The sequence below is a fragment of the Pseudomonas sp. MMS21 TM103 genome (assembly GCF_022132145.1).
GTDB lineage: Bacteria > Pseudomonadota > Gammaproteobacteria > Pseudomonadales > Pseudomonadaceae > Aquipseudomonas.
On sequence record NZ_JAJISP010000007.1, the window covers coordinates 181,919 to 197,629 of the forward strand.

The 15,711-nt window shown below is 65.1% G+C and carries 15 protein-coding genes; 10 read left to right on the plus strand and 5 right to left on the minus strand.

Annotation, left to right across the window (positions count from 1 at the left end):
- Positions 1–354: 354 nt before the first annotated feature.
- Positions 355–1,035, plus strand: a complete 681-nt coding sequence (locus tag LJY18_RS19575; protein WP_330872786.1) for a transglutaminase-like domain-containing protein — start codon at positions 355–357, stop codon at positions 1,033–1,035.
- Here LJY18_RS19575 and fdhD read toward each other — a convergent pair.
- Positions 1,029–1,886, minus strand: coding sequence for a formate dehydrogenase accessory sulfurtransferase FdhD (fdhD, locus tag LJY18_RS19580; RefSeq protein WP_238043665.1), 858 nt, complete (start codon positions 1,884–1,886; stop codon positions 1,029–1,031). The genes LJY18_RS19575 and fdhD overlap by 7 nt on opposite strands.
- 119 nt (positions 1,887–2,005) lie before the next feature.
- Positions 2,006–2,662: a GMP/IMP nucleotidase gene (gene yrfG, locus LJY18_RS19585; protein ID WP_238043667.1), complete on the minus strand. Its 657-nt coding sequence runs from the start codon at positions 2,660–2,662 to the stop codon at positions 2,006–2,008.
- 135 nt (positions 2,663–2,797) lie between these two features.
- On the opposite strand from yrfG, the gene nudE reads away from it, so the two are divergent.
- Positions 2,798–3,364 carry an ADP compounds hydrolase NudE gene (nudE, locus tag LJY18_RS19590; protein WP_238043669.1) on the plus strand — a complete coding sequence of 189 codons (567 nt, stop codon included), beginning with the start codon at positions 2,798–2,800 and terminating at the stop codon, positions 3,362–3,364.
- Positions 3,361–4,182, plus strand: coding sequence for a 3'(2'),5'-bisphosphate nucleotidase CysQ (gene cysQ, locus LJY18_RS19595; RefSeq protein WP_238043671.1), 822 nt, complete (start codon positions 3,361–3,363; stop codon positions 4,180–4,182). Before nudE ends, cysQ begins: the two co-directional genes overlap by 4 nt.
- Before the next feature lie 218 nt (positions 4,183–4,400).
- Here the strand turns inward: cysQ and LJY18_RS19600 are convergent, their stop codons facing one another.
- Positions 4,401–5,063 carry an endonuclease gene (locus LJY18_RS19600; RefSeq protein WP_238043673.1) on the minus strand — a complete coding sequence of 221 codons (663 nt, stop codon included), beginning with the start codon at positions 5,061–5,063 and terminating at the stop codon, positions 4,401–4,403.
- A gap of 458 nt (positions 5,064–5,521) precedes the next feature.
- Here LJY18_RS19600 and LJY18_RS19605 point away from each other — a divergent pair, with 458 nt between their 5' ends.
- Positions 5,522–6,298 carry a substrate-binding periplasmic protein gene (locus tag LJY18_RS19605; protein WP_238043675.1) on the plus strand — a complete coding sequence of 259 codons (777 nt, stop codon included), beginning with the start codon at positions 5,522–5,524 and terminating at the stop codon, positions 6,296–6,298.
- 199 nt (positions 6,299–6,497) lie between these two features.
- Here LJY18_RS19605 and LJY18_RS19610 read toward each other — a convergent pair whose 3' ends face one another.
- Together LJY18_RS19610 and LJY18_RS19615 are read right to left on the minus strand one after the other, a co-directional pair.
- Entirely contained in the window at positions 6,498–7,058 is a 561-nt protein-coding gene (locus LJY18_RS19610; RefSeq protein WP_238043677.1) for an NADPH-dependent FMN reductase, read from the minus strand.
- Positions 7,059–7,129: 71 nt separating this feature from the next.
- Positions 7,130–8,023, minus strand: coding sequence for a LysR family transcriptional regulator (locus LJY18_RS19615; RefSeq protein WP_238043679.1), 894 nt, complete (start codon positions 8,021–8,023; stop codon positions 7,130–7,132).
- A gap of 140 nt (positions 8,024–8,163) precedes the next feature.
- Here LJY18_RS19615 and LJY18_RS19620 point away from each other — a divergent pair, with 140 nt between their 5' ends.
- From LJY18_RS19620 to LJY18_RS19645, 6 genes are all read left to right on the plus strand, one after another.
- Positions 8,164–9,237 (plus strand): extracellular solute-binding protein, encoded by a 1,074-nt coding sequence (locus LJY18_RS19620; protein WP_238043682.1) that lies wholly within the window; start codon positions 8,164–8,166, stop codon positions 9,235–9,237.
- Between the two features lie 22 nt (positions 9,238–9,259).
- A complete protein-coding gene (speB, locus tag LJY18_RS19625; RefSeq protein ID WP_238043684.1) occupies positions 9,260–10,213 on the plus strand; it encodes an agmatinase in 954 nt (317 codons plus the stop codon).
- Positions 10,214–10,736: 523 nt separating this feature from the next.
- Positions 10,737–12,308, plus strand: a complete 1,572-nt coding sequence (locus tag LJY18_RS19630) for an ABC transporter ATP-binding protein (protein WP_238043686.1) — start codon at positions 10,737–10,739, stop codon at positions 12,306–12,308.
- Between the two features lie 19 nt (positions 12,309–12,327).
- Positions 12,328–13,407, plus strand: coding sequence for an ABC transporter permease (locus tag LJY18_RS19635; RefSeq protein ID WP_238043784.1), 1,080 nt, complete (start codon positions 12,328–12,330; stop codon positions 13,405–13,407).
- 1 nt (position 13,408) lies between these two features.
- The gene (locus tag LJY18_RS19640; RefSeq protein WP_238043688.1) at positions 13,409–14,341 is read left to right on the plus strand and encodes an ABC transporter permease; all 933 of its coding nucleotides are present in this window, start codon (positions 13,409–13,411) and stop codon (positions 14,339–14,341) included.
- An 88-nt stretch (positions 14,342–14,429) separates the two neighbouring features.
- The gene (locus LJY18_RS19645) at positions 14,430–15,527 is read left to right on the plus strand and encodes a BMP family ABC transporter substrate-binding protein (protein WP_238043691.1); all 1,098 of its coding nucleotides are present in this window, start codon (positions 14,430–14,432) and stop codon (positions 15,525–15,527) included.
- Positions 15,528–15,711 lie beyond the last annotated feature (184 nt).

Here is a 15,711-nt window from a genome sequence, read left to right on the forward strand (position 1 = left end):
TAGTTTCTGATGGGAATCGGCCGGCAGCACCTGCTGCTTGGGCTGGCTGTCATCCCTATCGAATTTCTCCCTCAAGGCGTCTCTCAGCACAAGGCAAGAAGTGACAAGGGCTTAAGGTTGCACTGAGCCGCTATTGCGCGGGCATGGTCCTTCTCCACCGCGCTCAAATCGCTCGCTTGGCTCACGGGGACTGCGTGTCGCAGCCCCTAAACCGTTCTGCAACGCTATAGGCCTTTTATGTGGATGCGTGCTACCTGCTTACTTGAATTCAACAGCCCGGTTGCGACGCCGTTTATCTTCATGCTGCGGCCACGCAGTGGCTGGCAGCAGTGGGTCGGCCGCGAACAATACCTGTTGACGCCCAGCGTATCGGCGGTTGAGTTCACTGACCCATTTGGCAACCTTTGCCAGCGCCTGGTCGCGCCGGCCGGGCAATTCGCGGTCCACACCTCGTTTGATGTCGAGGCAGCCGAAGCCTCCGATACCGCGCCCGGCGCGTACTTTGTCGAGGTGCAACAGTTACCCGAAGAAACCCTGCCATTCCTGCTGCCCAGTCGCTTCTGCGAGTCTGATCGCTGCACCCAGCTGGCCGCTTCCATCGTTGCCGGACGGCTGCCTGGCTACGATCAATGCAGCGCGATCGTGGCGTACATTCGCCGAACCATCGCCTATACGCCCGGAGCGGGTCAGCAAATCATCAGCGCGTGCGAGGTCAACGAGCGGTCACAGGCGGTCTGCCGGGACATGGCGCATCTGGGGATTGCCTGTTGTCGTGCGCTGTCGATTCCGGCGCGCATGGTCGTGGGCTACCTGGAAAACCTGCAACCGATGGACCTGCATGCCTGGTTCGAGGCCTACGTGGGCGGGCGCTGGTACACCTTTGATCCAACCCAGGATAATGAGCAAGGCGGCAGGATTACCGTCGCCTACGGGCGAGACGCAGCCGACGTGGCCATCTACACGCAGTTCGGCGACCCGGTTGAGTTACTGCACATGCAGGTAAGCGTCGAACGAATCGCGGCACCGGCCTACTGACTGGTTTCTGTCTTTGCTTGCAGCGGCGCCGGGCTGTACACCCGTGGGGCGTTGTGGTGCGGCAGGTGGATCAGGTTGAGGCAATGGCGACGAGCCCAGTCCGTCGCCAGGTCGGTTGGGGCGGAGAGGCTGACCAGGGTGCCGATGCCGGCGCGCACCGCCTTGTGGATCAACTCCAGGCTGCAGCGGCTGGTGACCACGGCGAAGCCCTGACAGGGCTCCAAGGGCTCGCGCAGCAGGGCGCCGATCAGCTTGTCCAGGGCGTTGTGGCGGCCGATGTCCTCGCGGCACAGGCGCAGCTCGCCGCTGCCATCGACGAAGGCCGCGGCATGCAGCGCGCCGCTGTGGCGGGCCAGGCGCTGGGCTTCGGCGAGGCGATCGCGCAGCGCATGCAAGTGGGCGGGCGGCGGCAGGGTATGGGCGGGCAACACCGCGAGCTTGGGCAGTGCCTGTTCCAGTGCTTCCACCCCGCACAGGCCACAGCCGCTGGTGCCGGCCAGCTGCCGGCGCTGCTGCTTGAGCGCCCAGAAGGCGCGGTTGCTGATGTCCACCTCGGCATTCAGGGTGGCACCGCTACGCGTGAGGCGGATGTCGTAGATCTCGTCGATGGAGTCGACCAGGCCGCCGCTGAGGCTGAAACCGGCGATAAAGTCTTCCACCGCCGAGGGCGAGACCATCATCACCGCATGACTGATGCCGTTGTAGCTGATGGCCAGCGCGCTCTCTTCGGCCAGTACGGCATCGGCCACCACGCTCGGCGTGCCCAGTTCGGCGTAGGCATAGACCTCACCCGCGCGAGTGGGCGCGTCGGAGGCCTGGGCGGTAGGGGGCGTTGATGCAGCGCGTGACATGGCTGGCGTCTCTGGATACGACTTATTGGCCTAGCCTAAGCCCGCCGGGCGCAGGCGTCTAATGAGGATTGGCGCGATGCCGAGCGTGGATACTGGCAGGTCGTTTTCAAGCGTGCCGTTCAAGGCAGCAGGTCGCGGTAATCCTCCACCGCGGCGAATTCCTCGGTGTCCTTCGGGCCTTTGCGGCTGTCCGGCTGGCGCACCGCCAGCAGATGGCCGACGCCGAAGTCGCGGGCGCTGCGCAGGACTGGCAGGCTGTCGTCGATGAACAGGCTGCGCGCCGCATCGAAGCCGATATCCTGTTGCAGGGCGAACCAGAACTGCTGCGCTTCCTTGGCGAAGCCGTAGTCGTGCGAGCTGATCAGGCGGTCGAAGTAGGGCGCCAGTTCGATGCGTTCGAGCTTCAGCGACAGCGAGTCACGATGGGCGTTGGTGATCAGCACCGCGCGCTTGCCGGTGGCGCGAACCGCGGCGAGGAAGGTGTCGGCGTCCGGGCGCAGGGCGATCAGGTGCGCCACTTCGCGCTTGAGGTCGCGGATCGACAGGTTCAGCTCGCGGCTCCAGAAGTCCGTGCAGTACCAGTTGAGCTGGCCGGCATGCTCGTGGAACAGTGGCAGCAACTCGGCGTCGGCCAGCGCCCGGCTGATGCCGTGCAGCTCGGCATAGCGTTGTGGCAGGTGCTCCAGCCAGAAGTGGTTGTCGAAATGCAGGTCGAGCAGGGTGCCGTCCATGTCCAGCAGTACGGTGTCGATCTCGGTCCAGGGCAATGACGGCATGGCGGCTTCTTGTAGGCTGAGTGCGGAGCTTGTCGCGAATCTGCCGACTGGCGTCGTGATCGCGCAATCTCCGACGGGGCTAATCGGAAAAGGCGCGGTATGATAACTCGCCCCGCCACTCTCAGGAGCCGCACCATGCGTCAGAAACCCACCGTACTCGCCCGCGAGATTGTCGCCAGCAGTCGCCTGTTTCGTGTCGAGGAACTGCAGCTGCGTTTCGCCAACGGTGTGGAACGGACCTATGAGCGGCTGATCGGCAAGGGCGTCGGTTACGGCGCGGTGATGATAGTGGCGCTGGCCGATGCCGAACATGTGCTGCTGGTCGAGGAATACTGCGCCGGCACCGACGACTACCAGCTGTCGCTGCCCAAGGGGCTGATCGAACCGGGTGAGGACGTGCTGGCGGCGGCTGACCGCGAACTCAAGGAAGAAGCCGGTTTCGGTGCGCGGCGGCTCGAGCACCTGACCGAGTTGAGCCTGTCGCCCGGCTATATGAGCCAGAAAATCCAGGTAGTGCTGGCCACGGATCTGTACCCGGAAAGCCTGCCCGGCGACGAACCGGAGCCGATGCGGGTGGACAAGGTCAACCTGCGCGAGCTCTCGAGCCTGGTGCAGCATCCCCAATTCAGCGAGGGCCGAGCCCTGGCCGCGCTCTACCTGGCGCGCGACCTGCTGACCCAGCGTGGAGACTTCGTGCTATGAGCCACCCCCTGATCCCGGCGGTAATCCAGTTGGTCCGCGAGGCCGGCGCGGCGATTCTGCCGCATTGGCGCGCCGGTGTGCTGGTGACCGAGAAGGCCGACGCCTCGCCGGTGACCGCCGCCGACATGGCCGCCCACCACATCCTCAACGACGGCCTGATCGCGCTCGATCCGAGCATTGCGGTGCTGTCCGAGGAGGATGCCGATATCGCCTACGCCGAGCGCGCGCAATGGCGCCGCTGGTGGCTGGTCGACCCACTGGATGGCACCAAGGAATTCATTGCCGGCAGTGAAGAATTCACCGTCAACGTCGCGCTGATCGAGCAGGGCCGGGTGGTGTTCGGCGTGGTCGGCATCCCCGCCAGCGGTCGCTGCTACTACGGCGGCGCCGGCCTGGGTGCCTGGCGCGCCGAGGCCGATGGTGCGGAGCAGCCAATCAGCGTGCGCCTGAGCCCGGACGAAGCCTTTACCGTGGTCGCCAGCCGGCGTCACACCAGCCCGGCGCAGGAGCGTCTGCTGGAGGGCCTGAGCGAGCGCTTCGGCGACCTGCAACTGGCCAGCGTCGGCAGTTCGCTGAAGTTCTGCCAACTGGCCGAAGGCATTGCCGATTGCTACCCGCGCCTGGCGCCGACCTCGCAGTGGGACACCGCTGCCGCCCAGGGCGTGCTGGAAGGTGCCGGCGGCGAAGTGCTGACCCTGCAGGGCGAGGTGCTGACCTATGAGGCGCGCGAGTCGCTGCTCAATCCATCCTTTCTCGCCTTGCCGGTAGCCGTCGAGTGGCGCGCCGAACTGATCCAGCTGGCCCGCGCCCTGGACTGAGAGCAGGTTTACCCGCCTGCTGCAGCCGGCTCCAGGCGTCCGTAGCTGCCCCCCCCAGAACCTCGAGCAATCCGCGCTCCCTGGGCGGTCATTCGCCGCAGGCAGTGGACCATAGGTTCGCTGGTGCGGCACCAGAGCTGGCGGGTTGTCGCTGCGCTCCGAAGCCGCCCTACGCTCTGGGGGAGTCGTCATATCTGCAGCGATCCGCGATCCGGGTGTCAGTCGGCGATCAGTTGCTCGACCAGCTCCGGGTCGTCGATAAAGCGATTGCGCGTGCCCTGCAGACTGCCGATCTTTTCGTTGCGGGCGTTTTCTTCGGCATCCGGCGGGTCCATCCGGTGCCACTGCTTGTACATGCGCACGTCGCCGACGATGGGCAGGCCGTACTCGATGTGCATGTAGAAGATCGCCCGGGCGATGTTGCCCTTGGCGGCGTCGCGCGGCTCAAGCACTTTGAAGCGGCTCTTGAGGTCGCAGCCGATGTCGGCGAAGGTGCTCTGCTCGCTGGCGTCCAGCAAACCGAACTGCGCCTTGCGCCGCAGCTGTTCGGCGCGGGTCAGCGCCGGATAGAGGTTATGCAGATCGGCGGCCATATAGGCATAGCGTGGGGTCATGATGCTGCACTGACGATCGGTGATGCAGTGCAGGGCGCTTTTCAATTGCTTGCTGCTGTAGATCGGGCTGATGCTGAGCAGTCCGCCGCCGCCTTGGCCGGTGAAGGCCTTGGCGCAATACAGCGAGGTGCCGCCGGCGCCATACAGCTCATCCCAGAACAATTGGTCGCGCAGTTGTGGGTCGGAAATCTGACTCTGGCCATTGGCCAGAATCGGCAGGCTGAAACTGGCTGCCAGGCAACCGAGGGCGATAACGACTGCTCGCATGCTAAGGACCCGCTGACCGCCGTGTTCGGGGTCTGTTGTTTTTCTGGAATGGCCGCATCTAACAAGACCGACGTCACATGATCAAGCCGAAAGATTGGCGCCATGTAAGCCTTAGCTTACATGGCGTGCTGTCGATCGCCACTACTGTGGTGGCTGCTGGGCAGCTAATCTTCTGCCCATGGACGTAGCGCAGGAAGCGCAAAGCAACCAACAGGGATACGCTGGATAGCCGCCAGGATGGCGCGCGCAACATGGATGTCAGTACACAGTCTGCAAAGGCCCCGCACCAGCGGGGTTTTCTTTTTTGGGCGTTCGCCCAGTCCGGCGCTTCTGCCGCGTCAATCTCCAGTAGAGTGATGGTCCACAACGGGGGCAGCCCAGGCATCGGCACGCAGGCCGGTCGACTCGATGGCGACCCGCAGTGAACTGTGACGACTTTGCACTCCCCGAGTCCCGCCATGCTGATTCCACTTGCCCAGTGCTTTCCCCCTTCGATCCGCGCCGTCTGGTTCCTGCTGCTGGCGGCGTTGAGCCTGGGCGCTGTCCTGCCAGTGGCTGCCGCGCCGCTATACCGCGTGGGAGTGGAAGACGTCGATTACTACCCAATCTATGCGGTGTCGGCGGACAACCAGTACCGTGGTTACGCCCGCGCCCTGCTCGACCTGTTCGCCGCCCACGCGGACATTCAGCTGCGTTATGTACCCTTGCCGGTACGCCGACTCCATCACAATTACTGGGCGGGCCGGCTTGACCTGATATTCCCCGACAGCCCGCGCTGGAATGAAACCGGCAAACCACAAGGAGTGATTACCTACTCGCAGCCGCTACTGACCTTTCAGGACGTGATGTTGGTGCTGCCGGGGCGGCTGGGCCAGCCGCGTGAGCGTTTTCGCAAGCTCGGCTTCGTGCGCGGGTTCACTCCCTGGAAGTTTCAACCCGAGATCGCCGCAGGTCTGGTGGAGATCCACCAGGCGCCGAGCCCGGAGGGTCTGATTCGGATGACCCTGGCGGGCTACATCGACGGGGCCAACATGGCCCGCCAGGTCGCGCGCTACCACCTGGGCAAACTCGAGCGGCCGTACGCCCTGGTGGAAGAGCCCAGCTTGTTGCCGTCCAGCGACAGCCGCTATTACCTGTCGAGCATCCGCCATCCCGAGCTGATCCAGCGCTTCGATGCCTTCCTGCATAGCGAGCGGCAGGCGGTCGCGGCGCTCAAGGCGAAATACGGGCTGTAAGCCAAGGCGTCAGTGCTCGTGGAACTATCGAGCGCCGGCGCGCGGCACCGAGCAGCGCCCCAAGCCGCAACCGCCCAACGGATGTGGGGCGTAGCGATGAACCATCGGTGTACTGCCGGCGTCGAGTGACAGCCAGCGGCGCGCGCAATGCTCGAGGTAAGGGGGCGGCCGCTGGCCAATCCGCGCTGACCCGCGCGGGTCAGCTGTTTACCTGCTTCTCCACCCACTTGGCATAGGCGTCGATGAATTTCTGCAGGAAGGGCTTGATGCCGTCGCCGAGCATGCCGGCTTCCTCGAAGAAGCTGCCGGCGCCGCCCAGATAGGCTTCTGGCTGCTGCATCATCGGCACATCGAGAAACACCATGGACTGGCGCAAGTGCTGGTTGGCGCCGAAGCCGCCGATGGCGCCCGGCGAGGCGGTCAGCACCGCACCCGGTTTGCCGCTAAAGGCGCTCTGGCCGTAGGGCCGCGAACCGACGTCGATGGCGTTCTTCAGCGGCGCCGGCACCGAGCGGTTGTATTCCGGGGTGACGAACAGCAGCGCGTCGGCCGCCTTGAGCGCGGTGCGAAAGGTGGTGTAGGCCTCCGGTGGCCGGTCGTGGTCGATGTCCTCGTTGTACAGCGGCAGTTCGCCGATCTCGACGATCTCCAGCTTCAGCGAGGCTGGTGCCAGTTCGGCCAGCGCCAGGGCCAGCTTGCGGTTGATCGAGCCTTTACGCAGGCTGCCGACCAGGACGGCGACGTGGTGAACCTTGCTCATGACGACTCCTTGCTGAGGGATGAGCTGAAACTATAGACCGCCGCTGCGCAGAAGGTCCTGGCGGGCCTCGCTCAGCTGAAGGCCGTGAGCAAATCCTCGACCATGGCGCGTTGTGCCTCGCTCGACTCGCGGCCGCGGTGGCTGGCCAGGTCGAACTGCACGCTGAAGCCGAGTGGCTGCGCCAGCAGCGCGCGCAGCTGGCCGCGAGTCACCCAGGGCGCGGCGATGTGCCGGGGCAGGTAGCCGATATGGGCGCCGGAGAGGACGAAGGCCAGGGTGCCCTCGACCTGCTCGCTGCGCGCACTGCTGGCGCTGGCCTGCCAGGGCTCGTCGGGCTGGGTGAAACGGTAGGGGTGGTGCACGCCATCTGCGCTGTCCAGTTGTTCTACAGCGGGGTCGGGTTGGTCGAACAGCGGGTGGCCGAGGCCGCAATAGAGCGCCTGCTGCTCCTCGAACAGCGGCCGGTAGTCGAGGGCGGTCTGGGTGCCGGAGAAGTAGCCGATCGCCAGGTGCAGCTGGTCCTGCAGCAGGCGCCTTTCCAGTTCGGCGGGCATGGCGCTGAGCAGCTCGATCTGCACCGCCTGGTTGCGCCGGCGGAAGCGCCCGATGGCGGCGCCGACCCGCGCCAGCACCTCGTCGTCGAGGGCCTCGGACAAACCGATGCTGAGCGTGCCGAGCAGCTTGTCGGCCATGCCCTGGGCCTCGCCCTTGAAGGTCTCGATGGCGGCGAACAGCTTGTGCGCCGCCAGCAGCACCTGCTCGCCCTTGGGCGTCAGGCGGAAACCGGCCTTGCCGCGTTCGCACAGGCGAAAGCCCAGGCGGGTTTCCAGCTTGGCCATCTGGGTGCTGATGGTCGACTGGCCGATTCCCAGTTCGCCCTGCGCGGCGCTGAAGCCACCGCTTTCCACCACGGTGGCGAACAGGCGCAGCAGTTGCAGGTCGAGGTCGCGGACTTGGCTGAGCATGCGGCTCCATACATCGATAAATGTTGATGCCAGAGTAGATCACTTCATATTTATTGGATGCAACAGGCGGTGCAGGATCGACCTATCCAGCGCCTCCGCGAGAGAGGCGCGGCCACCGAAACTGCCGGAGGAATACCGCCATGCGCCTTGCCGCAAGCCTGTTACTGATCGCCTTCGCCCTGCCGTTGCAGGCCGAGGAGCGGGTGCTGAATATCTACAATTGGGCCGACTACGTGGCGCCGCAGGCGCTCAAGCGCTTCCAGGCCGAGAGCGGCATCCGGGTCAAATACGACACCTTCGACAGCACCGAGGTACTCGACAGCAAGCTGCTTACCGGGCGCAGCGGCTACGATGTCGTCTTCCCGGCCTCCAGCGGCCTGGCGCGGGCGATCCAGGCCAGGGCCCTGCAGCCAGTCGGCGCCCTGAGCAATGCCGGCAACCTCGATCCGCAGCTGCTGGCCAAGCTGGCCGGCGTCGACCCCGGTAACCAGTACGGCGTGCCCTATACCTGGGGCACCGTGGGCCTGGGCATCAACCAGCAGGCGGTCGAGCAGCGCCTGCCGGGCGTGGCGCTGGACAGCCTCGACCTGCTGTTCAAACCGGAGTACGCGAGCAAGCTCAAGGATTGCGGGATCGCCGTGCTGGACTCGCCCCAGGAGGTGATTGCCATCGCGCTCAACTACCTGGGCAAGCCGCCCTACAGCGCCAGCAGCGAGGACCTCGCGGCCGCCCAGCAACTGCTGGCGAAGCTGCAGCCGAACCTGCTGTACGTGAACTCCGCCCGGCAGATCAACGACCTGGCCAGCGGCGCGGTGTGCCTGGCGCTGACCTATACCGGCGACGCCGGCATGGCCGCGGCGCGGGCGGCGGACACCAAGCAGCCGTTCGATGTGGTCTACCGCATCCCCCGCGAAGGCACGCTGATCTGGTTCGACACCATGGCCATCCCCAAGGATGCGCCGCACCCGCAGGCAGCCCGCGCCTTCATCGACTACATGCTCAAGCCCGAGGCAATCGCCGAGTTGACCAACGAACTCTATTTCGCCAATGCCAACGTCGCCTCGGCGCCGCTGATCGATGAGGCGGTGCGCAGCGATCCAGAAATCTATCCGGCCGCCGCGGTGCGCGCCAGGCTGTTCCCCGAGCAGACCATGGCGCTCAAGGATCAGCGCAAGCGCACTCGCCTGTGGACCGCCTTCCGCAGCCAGTATTGATCACCTGAACGAGTAGACGACCATGGATCACGCCTTCGACAACGACCAGGCCATCACCCGCGACAGCCTGTACGGCACCAGCGCCGAACCGACCTACGCCGGCATCACCAGCTTCATGCGCCGCCGCTATACTCGCGACCTGCGCGGCGTCGACCTGGTGGTCAGCGGGGTGCCGTTCGACACCGCCACCACCAACCGTCCCGGCAGCCGCTTCGGCCCGCGGGCGATCCGCGCTGCCTCGATCCAGTCGGCCTGGGCCCGCCACTTTCCCTGGGAGTTCGACCCCTTCGACCTGCTGGCCTGCATCGACTATGGCGACTGCTACTTCGACCACGGCACCCCGCAGGACACCCCGGCGGCCATCGAGGCCCATGCCGACAAGATCCTCGCCGCCGGCTGCGCCATGCTCACCCTCGGCGGCGACCACTTCATCAGCTACCCGTTGCTCAAGGCCCACGCCAAGCGGCACGGCGCGCTGTCGCTGATCCACTTCGACGCCCACAGCGACACCTGGCCGGACGAGGAGGGCGCGCGCATCGACCACGGCACCATGTTCTACCACGCCGCCCGCGAGGGCCTGGTCGACCCGGCGCGCTCGGTGCAGGTCGGCCTACGTACCACCAATGACGACGTCATGGGCTTCCAGGTGCTGGATGCGCGCGAGGTGCACCGGCACAGCCCGGAGCAGATCGCCGAGCGCATCCGCGCGCGGGTCGGCGACCACCCGGTGTACCTGACCTTCGACATCGACTGCCTCGACCCGGCCTTCGCCCCCGGCACCGGCACCCCGGTATGCGGCGGCCTCTCCAGCCACCAGGCACTGGAGATCCTGCGCGGCCTGCGCGGCATCAACCTGGTCGGCATGGACGTGGTGGAAGTGGCGCCGCCCTACGACAACGCCGAGGTCACCGCCCTGGCCGGCGCCACCCTGGCGATGGAGATGATCTGCCTGTACGCGGCGCGGCATAAGCTATAGGGCGCGTCTGCACATGAGCTGAGCCGCTTCCGTCGTCTCGCCGATCCAAGCCCCGGTCCGCCTGTGAGTAGCCCGGGGCTTTTTCTTTGGCCCATGGCGAAAAGCTGGTGGCCTGAATGGTCAGTCCAATGAGTCAATGTTGGCGCCCGAGACGCCGACAGGCGGTTGCAGTGCTTGTCTCGGGACCTCAGGGATCCGCTCTTGAGTCAATCGGCTGGCTGCACCGATCACCAGCCGCAAGCTGTGTGCCTGAGCCGGAGTGGCGCGTGCGGAGGGTTGTATACAAAGCCCCGTAGCAGTCCATCCAATTGTTCACACGCTTTTGATAAATTGTTTACAGCGTATTGCGCAATCTTGTTGAAACGTAGTACACAGGGTCTCGCGTTTGCGCACCCGGTGCCGCTCAGCGAAGGGAAAAAAGAAGGGTGCAAGGCCCCACAGGGCGCTGCTCCTCTCCAATAATAAAACGCCGATACCCGCTTGTTTGAGCTGCTAAGGTCATCGGAAGACAGGAGAAAACCCAATGAATCAAGAGCAGGCCACATCCGCCTCCGATGCCCAGCCGCGCTTGATCTTGACCGGCATCCGCAAGGTCTACCCCGCGGTTGTCGCCAATGATGGCATCGACCTCAGCGTGATGCCTGGCGAGATTCATGCCGTGCTCGGCGAAAACGGTGCCGGCAAATCTACCCTGATGAAGATCATCTACGGCGTGACCCGCCCGACCTCCGGCCACATGGTCTGGGAGGGCCAGCCGGTCTCGGTGGAAAACCCGGCCCATGCGCGCAGCCTGGGCATCGGCATGGTGTTCCAGCACTTCTCCCTGTTCGAAACCCTGACCGTGCTGGAGAACGTCGCCCTGGCCCTGCCGGGCAAGCCCGACATGAGTGACCTGGCCCGGCGCATCGAGTCGGTGTCCAAGCGCTATGGCCTGCCGGTCGATCCGCGTCGCCACGTGCATGCGTTGTCGGTGGGGGAGCGCCAGCGGGTCGAGATCGTCCGCTGCCTGTTGCAGAACCCGCGTCTGCTGATCATGGACGAACCGACCTCGGTGCTCACCCCGCAGGCGGTACGCAAGTTGTTCGAGACCCTGCGCCAGCTGGCCAGCGAGGGCTGCTCGATTCTCTATATCAGCCATAAGCTCGATGAGATTCAGGAGCTCTGCCACAGCGCCACCGTGCTGCGCGGCGGCAAGGTCACGGGCGCCTGCATTCCTGCCGAGGAAACCCCCAAGAGCATGGCGCGGCTGATGATCGGCAAGGACCTGCCGGCTTGCGAGCACACAGTCGCACCGGCCGACGGCGAGATTCGCTTGAAGCTGAACGGGCTGTCGCAGGCCTCCATCGACCCCTTTGGCACCGACCTGAAGAACCTGCAGCTGGAGGTGCGCTCCGGCGAGATCGTCGGCATCGCCGGGGTCTCGGGCAATGGTCAGGCCGAGCTGTTGGCGGCTATTTCCGGGGAGGCCCCGCTGAGCGAGAAAGACCCGGTGCAGATCTGCGGCAACGCGGCGGGGCGCTTGTCGCCCGATCAGCGTCGGCAGATCGGGCTGTGCTTCGTGCCAGAAGAGCGTCTGGGCCGTGGCGCGGTGCCGAGCATGGCGCTGAGCGACAACGCGATTCTCACCGCCGCCGTGTCGAAAGGCCTGGTCAGGCACGGCCTGATCGATTTTCGCGCGGCCAAGGCCTTCGCCAGCGAATGCATCGAGCGCTTCAACGTCAAGTGCGGTGGGCCGGCCGCGCAGGCCCGATCGCTGTCCGGCGGCAATCTGCAGAAGTACATCATGGGCCGCGAGATCATGCAGGCCCCCAAGCTGCTGGTGGCTGCCCAGCCCACCTGGGGCGTCGACGTAGGCGCATCGGCCTTTATCCGCCAGCAGATAATCGACCTGAGAAACGCCGGGTGCGCGGTGTTGGTGGTGTCCGAGGAACTCGATGAGCTGTTCGAGATTTGCGACCGCATCGCGGTGATCGCCGATGGGCGATTGTCGCCGACGCGGCCCTTGGCCGAGACCTCGGTGGAGGACATCGGCGTGTGGATGAGCGGCATGTGGCCAGGCAGCGAGAGCGCCGCCACATCGACCAGCAACCAATAACAAGGGAACGCGCACCATGCTGTCATTCAAGCTAGAAACCCGCCCCGAAGCCTCGCGCACCATGAGCTATCTGTCGCCGCTGCTTGCGGTGGCACTGACCATGCTCGGTGGGTTGCTGTTGTTCTCCGCCTTAGGCAAAGACCCCCTGGAAGGCTTCCAGGTCTTCTTCCTCAACCCGTTGCGCCACTGGTACGGCGTGTCCGAACTGCTGCTCAAGTCCGTCCCGCTGATGCTTATCGCGGTGGGCCTGGCCATTGGTTTTCGCGCCAATGTGTGGAATATCGGCGCAGAAGGCCAGTTCATCCTCGGCGCCTGTGGCGCGACTGGTGTGGCCCTGGCCATGGGCGACTACAGCGGCCCGCTAGTGCTGCCGGCGATGGTCGTCGCCGGGGCGCTGGGCGGTGCTGCCTGGGCGGCGATCCCGGCATTCCTGCGCACCCGCTTCAACGCCAACGAGATCCTGGTCTCGCTGATGCTGGTGTATGTCGCGCAATTGCTGGTGTCCTGGCTGGTGTTCGGCCCCTGGATGGACCCAGACGGCTTCAACTTCCCGCAGAGCAAGATGTTCTCCGATTCGGCGCTGTTGCCGCTGCTGGTAGAGGGCACGCGGCTCAACCTGGCTTTCGTGATGGCGCTGGGGGTGCTGTTGATCGGCTATGTGTTCATGCACAACAGCTACCTCGGCTTCAAAATGCGCGTGGCCGGCGAGGCGGCGGATGCGGCGCGCTATGCCGGCTTCTCGGCCAAACGCATGGTCTGGATCGGCCTGCTGGTGGGCGGGGCCTGTGCGGGTGTGGCCGGCATGGCCGAGGTGGCCGGGCCCATGGGCCAGCTCACCGACAAGGTCGCCAGCGGCTACGGCTTCGCCGCCATCATCGTGGCCTTCGTCGGGCGGCTCAATCCCATCGGGATCTTCTTTGCCAGCCTGTTGATGGCCCTGTTGTTTCTCGGCGGCGAGCAGGCGCAGTTGTATCTGAGCCTGCCCGCGTCGATCTCCAAGGTGTTCCAGGGCATGCTGCTGTTCTTCCTGCTCGGCTCGGACCTGTTTATCAACTACCGGCTGCGCGTGCGGCTGACCCTGGCCAAGGCGGGAGACTGACATGGAGCAGAGTCTGATTACCTCAATGCTGTTCGCCACCCTGGTGGCGGGCACGCCGCTGATCATCGTGGCCCTGGGCGAACTGATCACCGAAAAGGCCGGGGTGCTCAACCTGGGCGCCGAAGGCACCATGGCGATGGGCGCGGTGGCCGCCTTCGCCGCCACCCATTACACCGGCAATCCCTATCTCGGCGTGCTGGCCGGCATGGCGGCGGGTGCGCTGATGAGCCTGTTGTTCGGCCTGCTGACCCTGACGCTGATGGCCAATCAGGTGGCCTCCGGGCTGGCCCTGACGATCTTCGGCGTCGGCCTCTCGGCCTTTGTCGGCAAGCCCTTCGAGTCGCTGACCCTGCCGGCCGTGCCGGCGATCCGCATACCGCTGCTGGCCGATATTCCGCTGCTCGGGCCGGCGCTGTTCAACCAGCAGTCGCTGGTGTATTTCTCCTGGGCCCTGCTCGGCGGCGTGATCTGGTTCCTCTACAAGAGTCGCGCCGGACTGATCTTGCGCGCCGTCGGCGAGTCGCCCTCGTCGGCCCATTCGATCGGCTATTCGGTGATCGGCATCCGCTACCTGGCCACCACGTTCGGCGGCGCCATGGCCGGTATCGGCGGCGCCTTCCTGTCGGTGTTCTACACGCCGCTGTGGGTCGAGGGCATGGTCTCCGGTCGCGGCTGGATCGCCCTGGCGCTGGTGGTGTTCGCCACCTGGCGGCCGCTACGGGTGATGGCCGGGGCCTATCTGTTCGGCGGGGTGATGATCAGCCAGCTGTTTATCCAGGGCTCGGACCTGCAGATCGATGTGCCGTCGCAGTTGCTCTCGGCGCTGCCTTATCTGGCGACCATTTTCGTGCTGGTGCTGATTTCGCGTAATCAACAGACGATCCGGCTCAACTCGCCGATGTCGCTTGGCCAGCCCTACCGGCCGGACGCCTGATCCGTTGGCCGGTGCGCCGAGAGCTGCCGGCCAGGTTAATTTTTCACCGAATACCAAAACCCACAACAGTGAGTCAGGAGAGGCATCGATGAGCAATCGCAGGAACTTCATCAAGGCAGCGAGTGGTGTGGCAGTGGCAACAGCGTTGGGCTTTGGCCTGCTGGGCGCGGCGCAGGCGGCCGACCCGCTCAAGGTCGGCTTCGTCTATATCAGCCCGATCGGCGACGCCGGCTGGACCTACCAGCATGATCAAGGGCGCTTGCAGATGGAAAAGGCCCTGGGCGATCAGGTTGAAACCAAATACATCGAGAACGTACCGGAAGGCGCCGACGCCGAACGGGTCATCCGCGAACTGGCCAGTAGCGGCTACAACCTGATCTACGCCACCAGCTTCGGCTACATGAACTACGTCGAGCGGGTCGCCAAGCAGTTCCCCAACGTGACCCTGATGCATGCCACCGGCTACAAGACGGGCAAGAACTTCGGCAACTACAACGCGCGCTTCTATGAGGGCCGCTACCTGAATGGCGTGGTCGCCGGCAAGATGAGCAAGTCCAACGTGCTCGGCTATGTCGCCGCCTTCCCCATCCCCGAAGTGGTGATGGGCATCAACGCCTTCGCCCGCGGCGCGCGCAGCGTCAACCCGGATGCCGAAGTGCGGGTGATCTGGGTCAACAGCTGGTACGACCCGGGCAAGGAACGCGAAGCCGCGCTGACCCTGATCTCCCAGGGCGCCGACATGCTCACCCACCACACCGACTCCACCGCCGTGGTGCAAGCCGCGGAAGAGAAGGGCGTGAATGCCTTCTCCTATCACTCGGACATGAGCAAGTACGGCGCCAAGGCGCAGCTCTCCGGCACCACCCACCAGTGGGGCAAGTTCTACACCGATACTACCCAAAGCGTGCTGGACGGCACCTGGAAGCCGGCTTCCACCTGGGGTGGGATCAAGGAGGGGATGATCGAGATCGTGCCGCTCAACCCCTCGGTACCGGCTGATGTCAACGAGCTGGTGGTGAAGTTGGAAGCCGACATGCGCGCCGGCACCTTCCACCCCTTCACTGGCCCAGTGGTCGATCAGGATGGCAAGACGCGTGTCCCCGCTGGCGAGGTGATCAGCGATGAGGAGTTGAATCACATGAAGTACTTCGTCGAGGGGGTCGCGTCCAAGCTGCGGCAGAACTGAGTACCGACAAACAAAGGGCCAGCCGCGAGGCTGGCCTTTTGCGTTGCGGCCGGTTCCAACTGGCGGTCAGGGTGAGGGATATCTGGGTTTACGCCGCAGACAGTGGGCCGTTGAGCGCGAGGGCGAAGGTTGCGGCGACGTTGGCCAGGCGAGAAAAAGCCGGGCCATCAGGGCCCGGCAAAGC

What these genes read in the sequence shown, in the direction of transcription:
- LJY18_RS19605 (WP_238043675.1), top strand. Translation starts at nt 5,522, where the DNA reads ATGCTGATTCCACTTGCCCAGTGCTTTCCCCCTTCGATCCGCGCCGTC.
- LJY18_RS19640 (WP_238043688.1), top strand. Translation starts at nt 13,409, where the DNA reads ATGGAGCAGAGTCTGATTACCTCAATGCTGTTCGCCACCCTGGTGGCG.
- cysQ (WP_238043671.1), top strand. Translation starts at nt 3,361, where the DNA reads ATGAGCCACCCCCTGATCCCGGCGGTAATCCAGTTGGTCCGCGAGGCC.
- LJY18_RS19610 (WP_238043677.1), bottom strand. Translation starts at nt 7,058, where the DNA reads ATGAGCAAGGTTCACCACGTCGCCGTCCTGGTCGGCAGCCTGCGTAAA.
- LJY18_RS19630 (WP_238043686.1), top strand. Translation starts at nt 10,737, where the DNA reads ATGAATCAAGAGCAGGCCACATCCGCCTCCGATGCCCAGCCGCGCTTG.
- yrfG (WP_238043667.1), bottom strand. Translation starts at nt 2,662, where the DNA reads ATGCCGTCATTGCCCTGGACCGAGATCGACACCGTACTGCTGGACATG.
- fdhD (WP_238043665.1), bottom strand. Translation starts at nt 1,886, where the DNA reads ATGTCACGCGCTGCATCAACGCCCCCTACCGCCCAGGCCTCCGACGCG.
- nudE (WP_238043669.1), top strand. Translation starts at nt 2,798, where the DNA reads ATGCGTCAGAAACCCACCGTACTCGCCCGCGAGATTGTCGCCAGCAGT.
- LJY18_RS19615 (WP_238043679.1), bottom strand. Translation starts at nt 8,023, where the DNA reads ATGCTCAGCCAAGTCCGCGACCTCGACCTGCAACTGCTGCGCCTGTTC.
- LJY18_RS19620 (WP_238043682.1), top strand. Translation starts at nt 8,164, where the DNA reads ATGCGCCTTGCCGCAAGCCTGTTACTGATCGCCTTCGCCCTGCCGTTG.
- speB (WP_238043684.1), top strand. Translation starts at nt 9,260, where the DNA reads ATGGATCACGCCTTCGACAACGACCAGGCCATCACCCGCGACAGCCTG.
- LJY18_RS19645 (WP_238043691.1), top strand. Translation starts at nt 14,430, where the DNA reads ATGAGCAATCGCAGGAACTTCATCAAGGCAGCGAGTGGTGTGGCAGTG.
- LJY18_RS19600 (WP_238043673.1), bottom strand. Translation starts at nt 5,063, where the DNA reads ATGCGAGCAGTCGTTATCGCCCTCGGTTGCCTGGCAGCCAGTTTCAGC.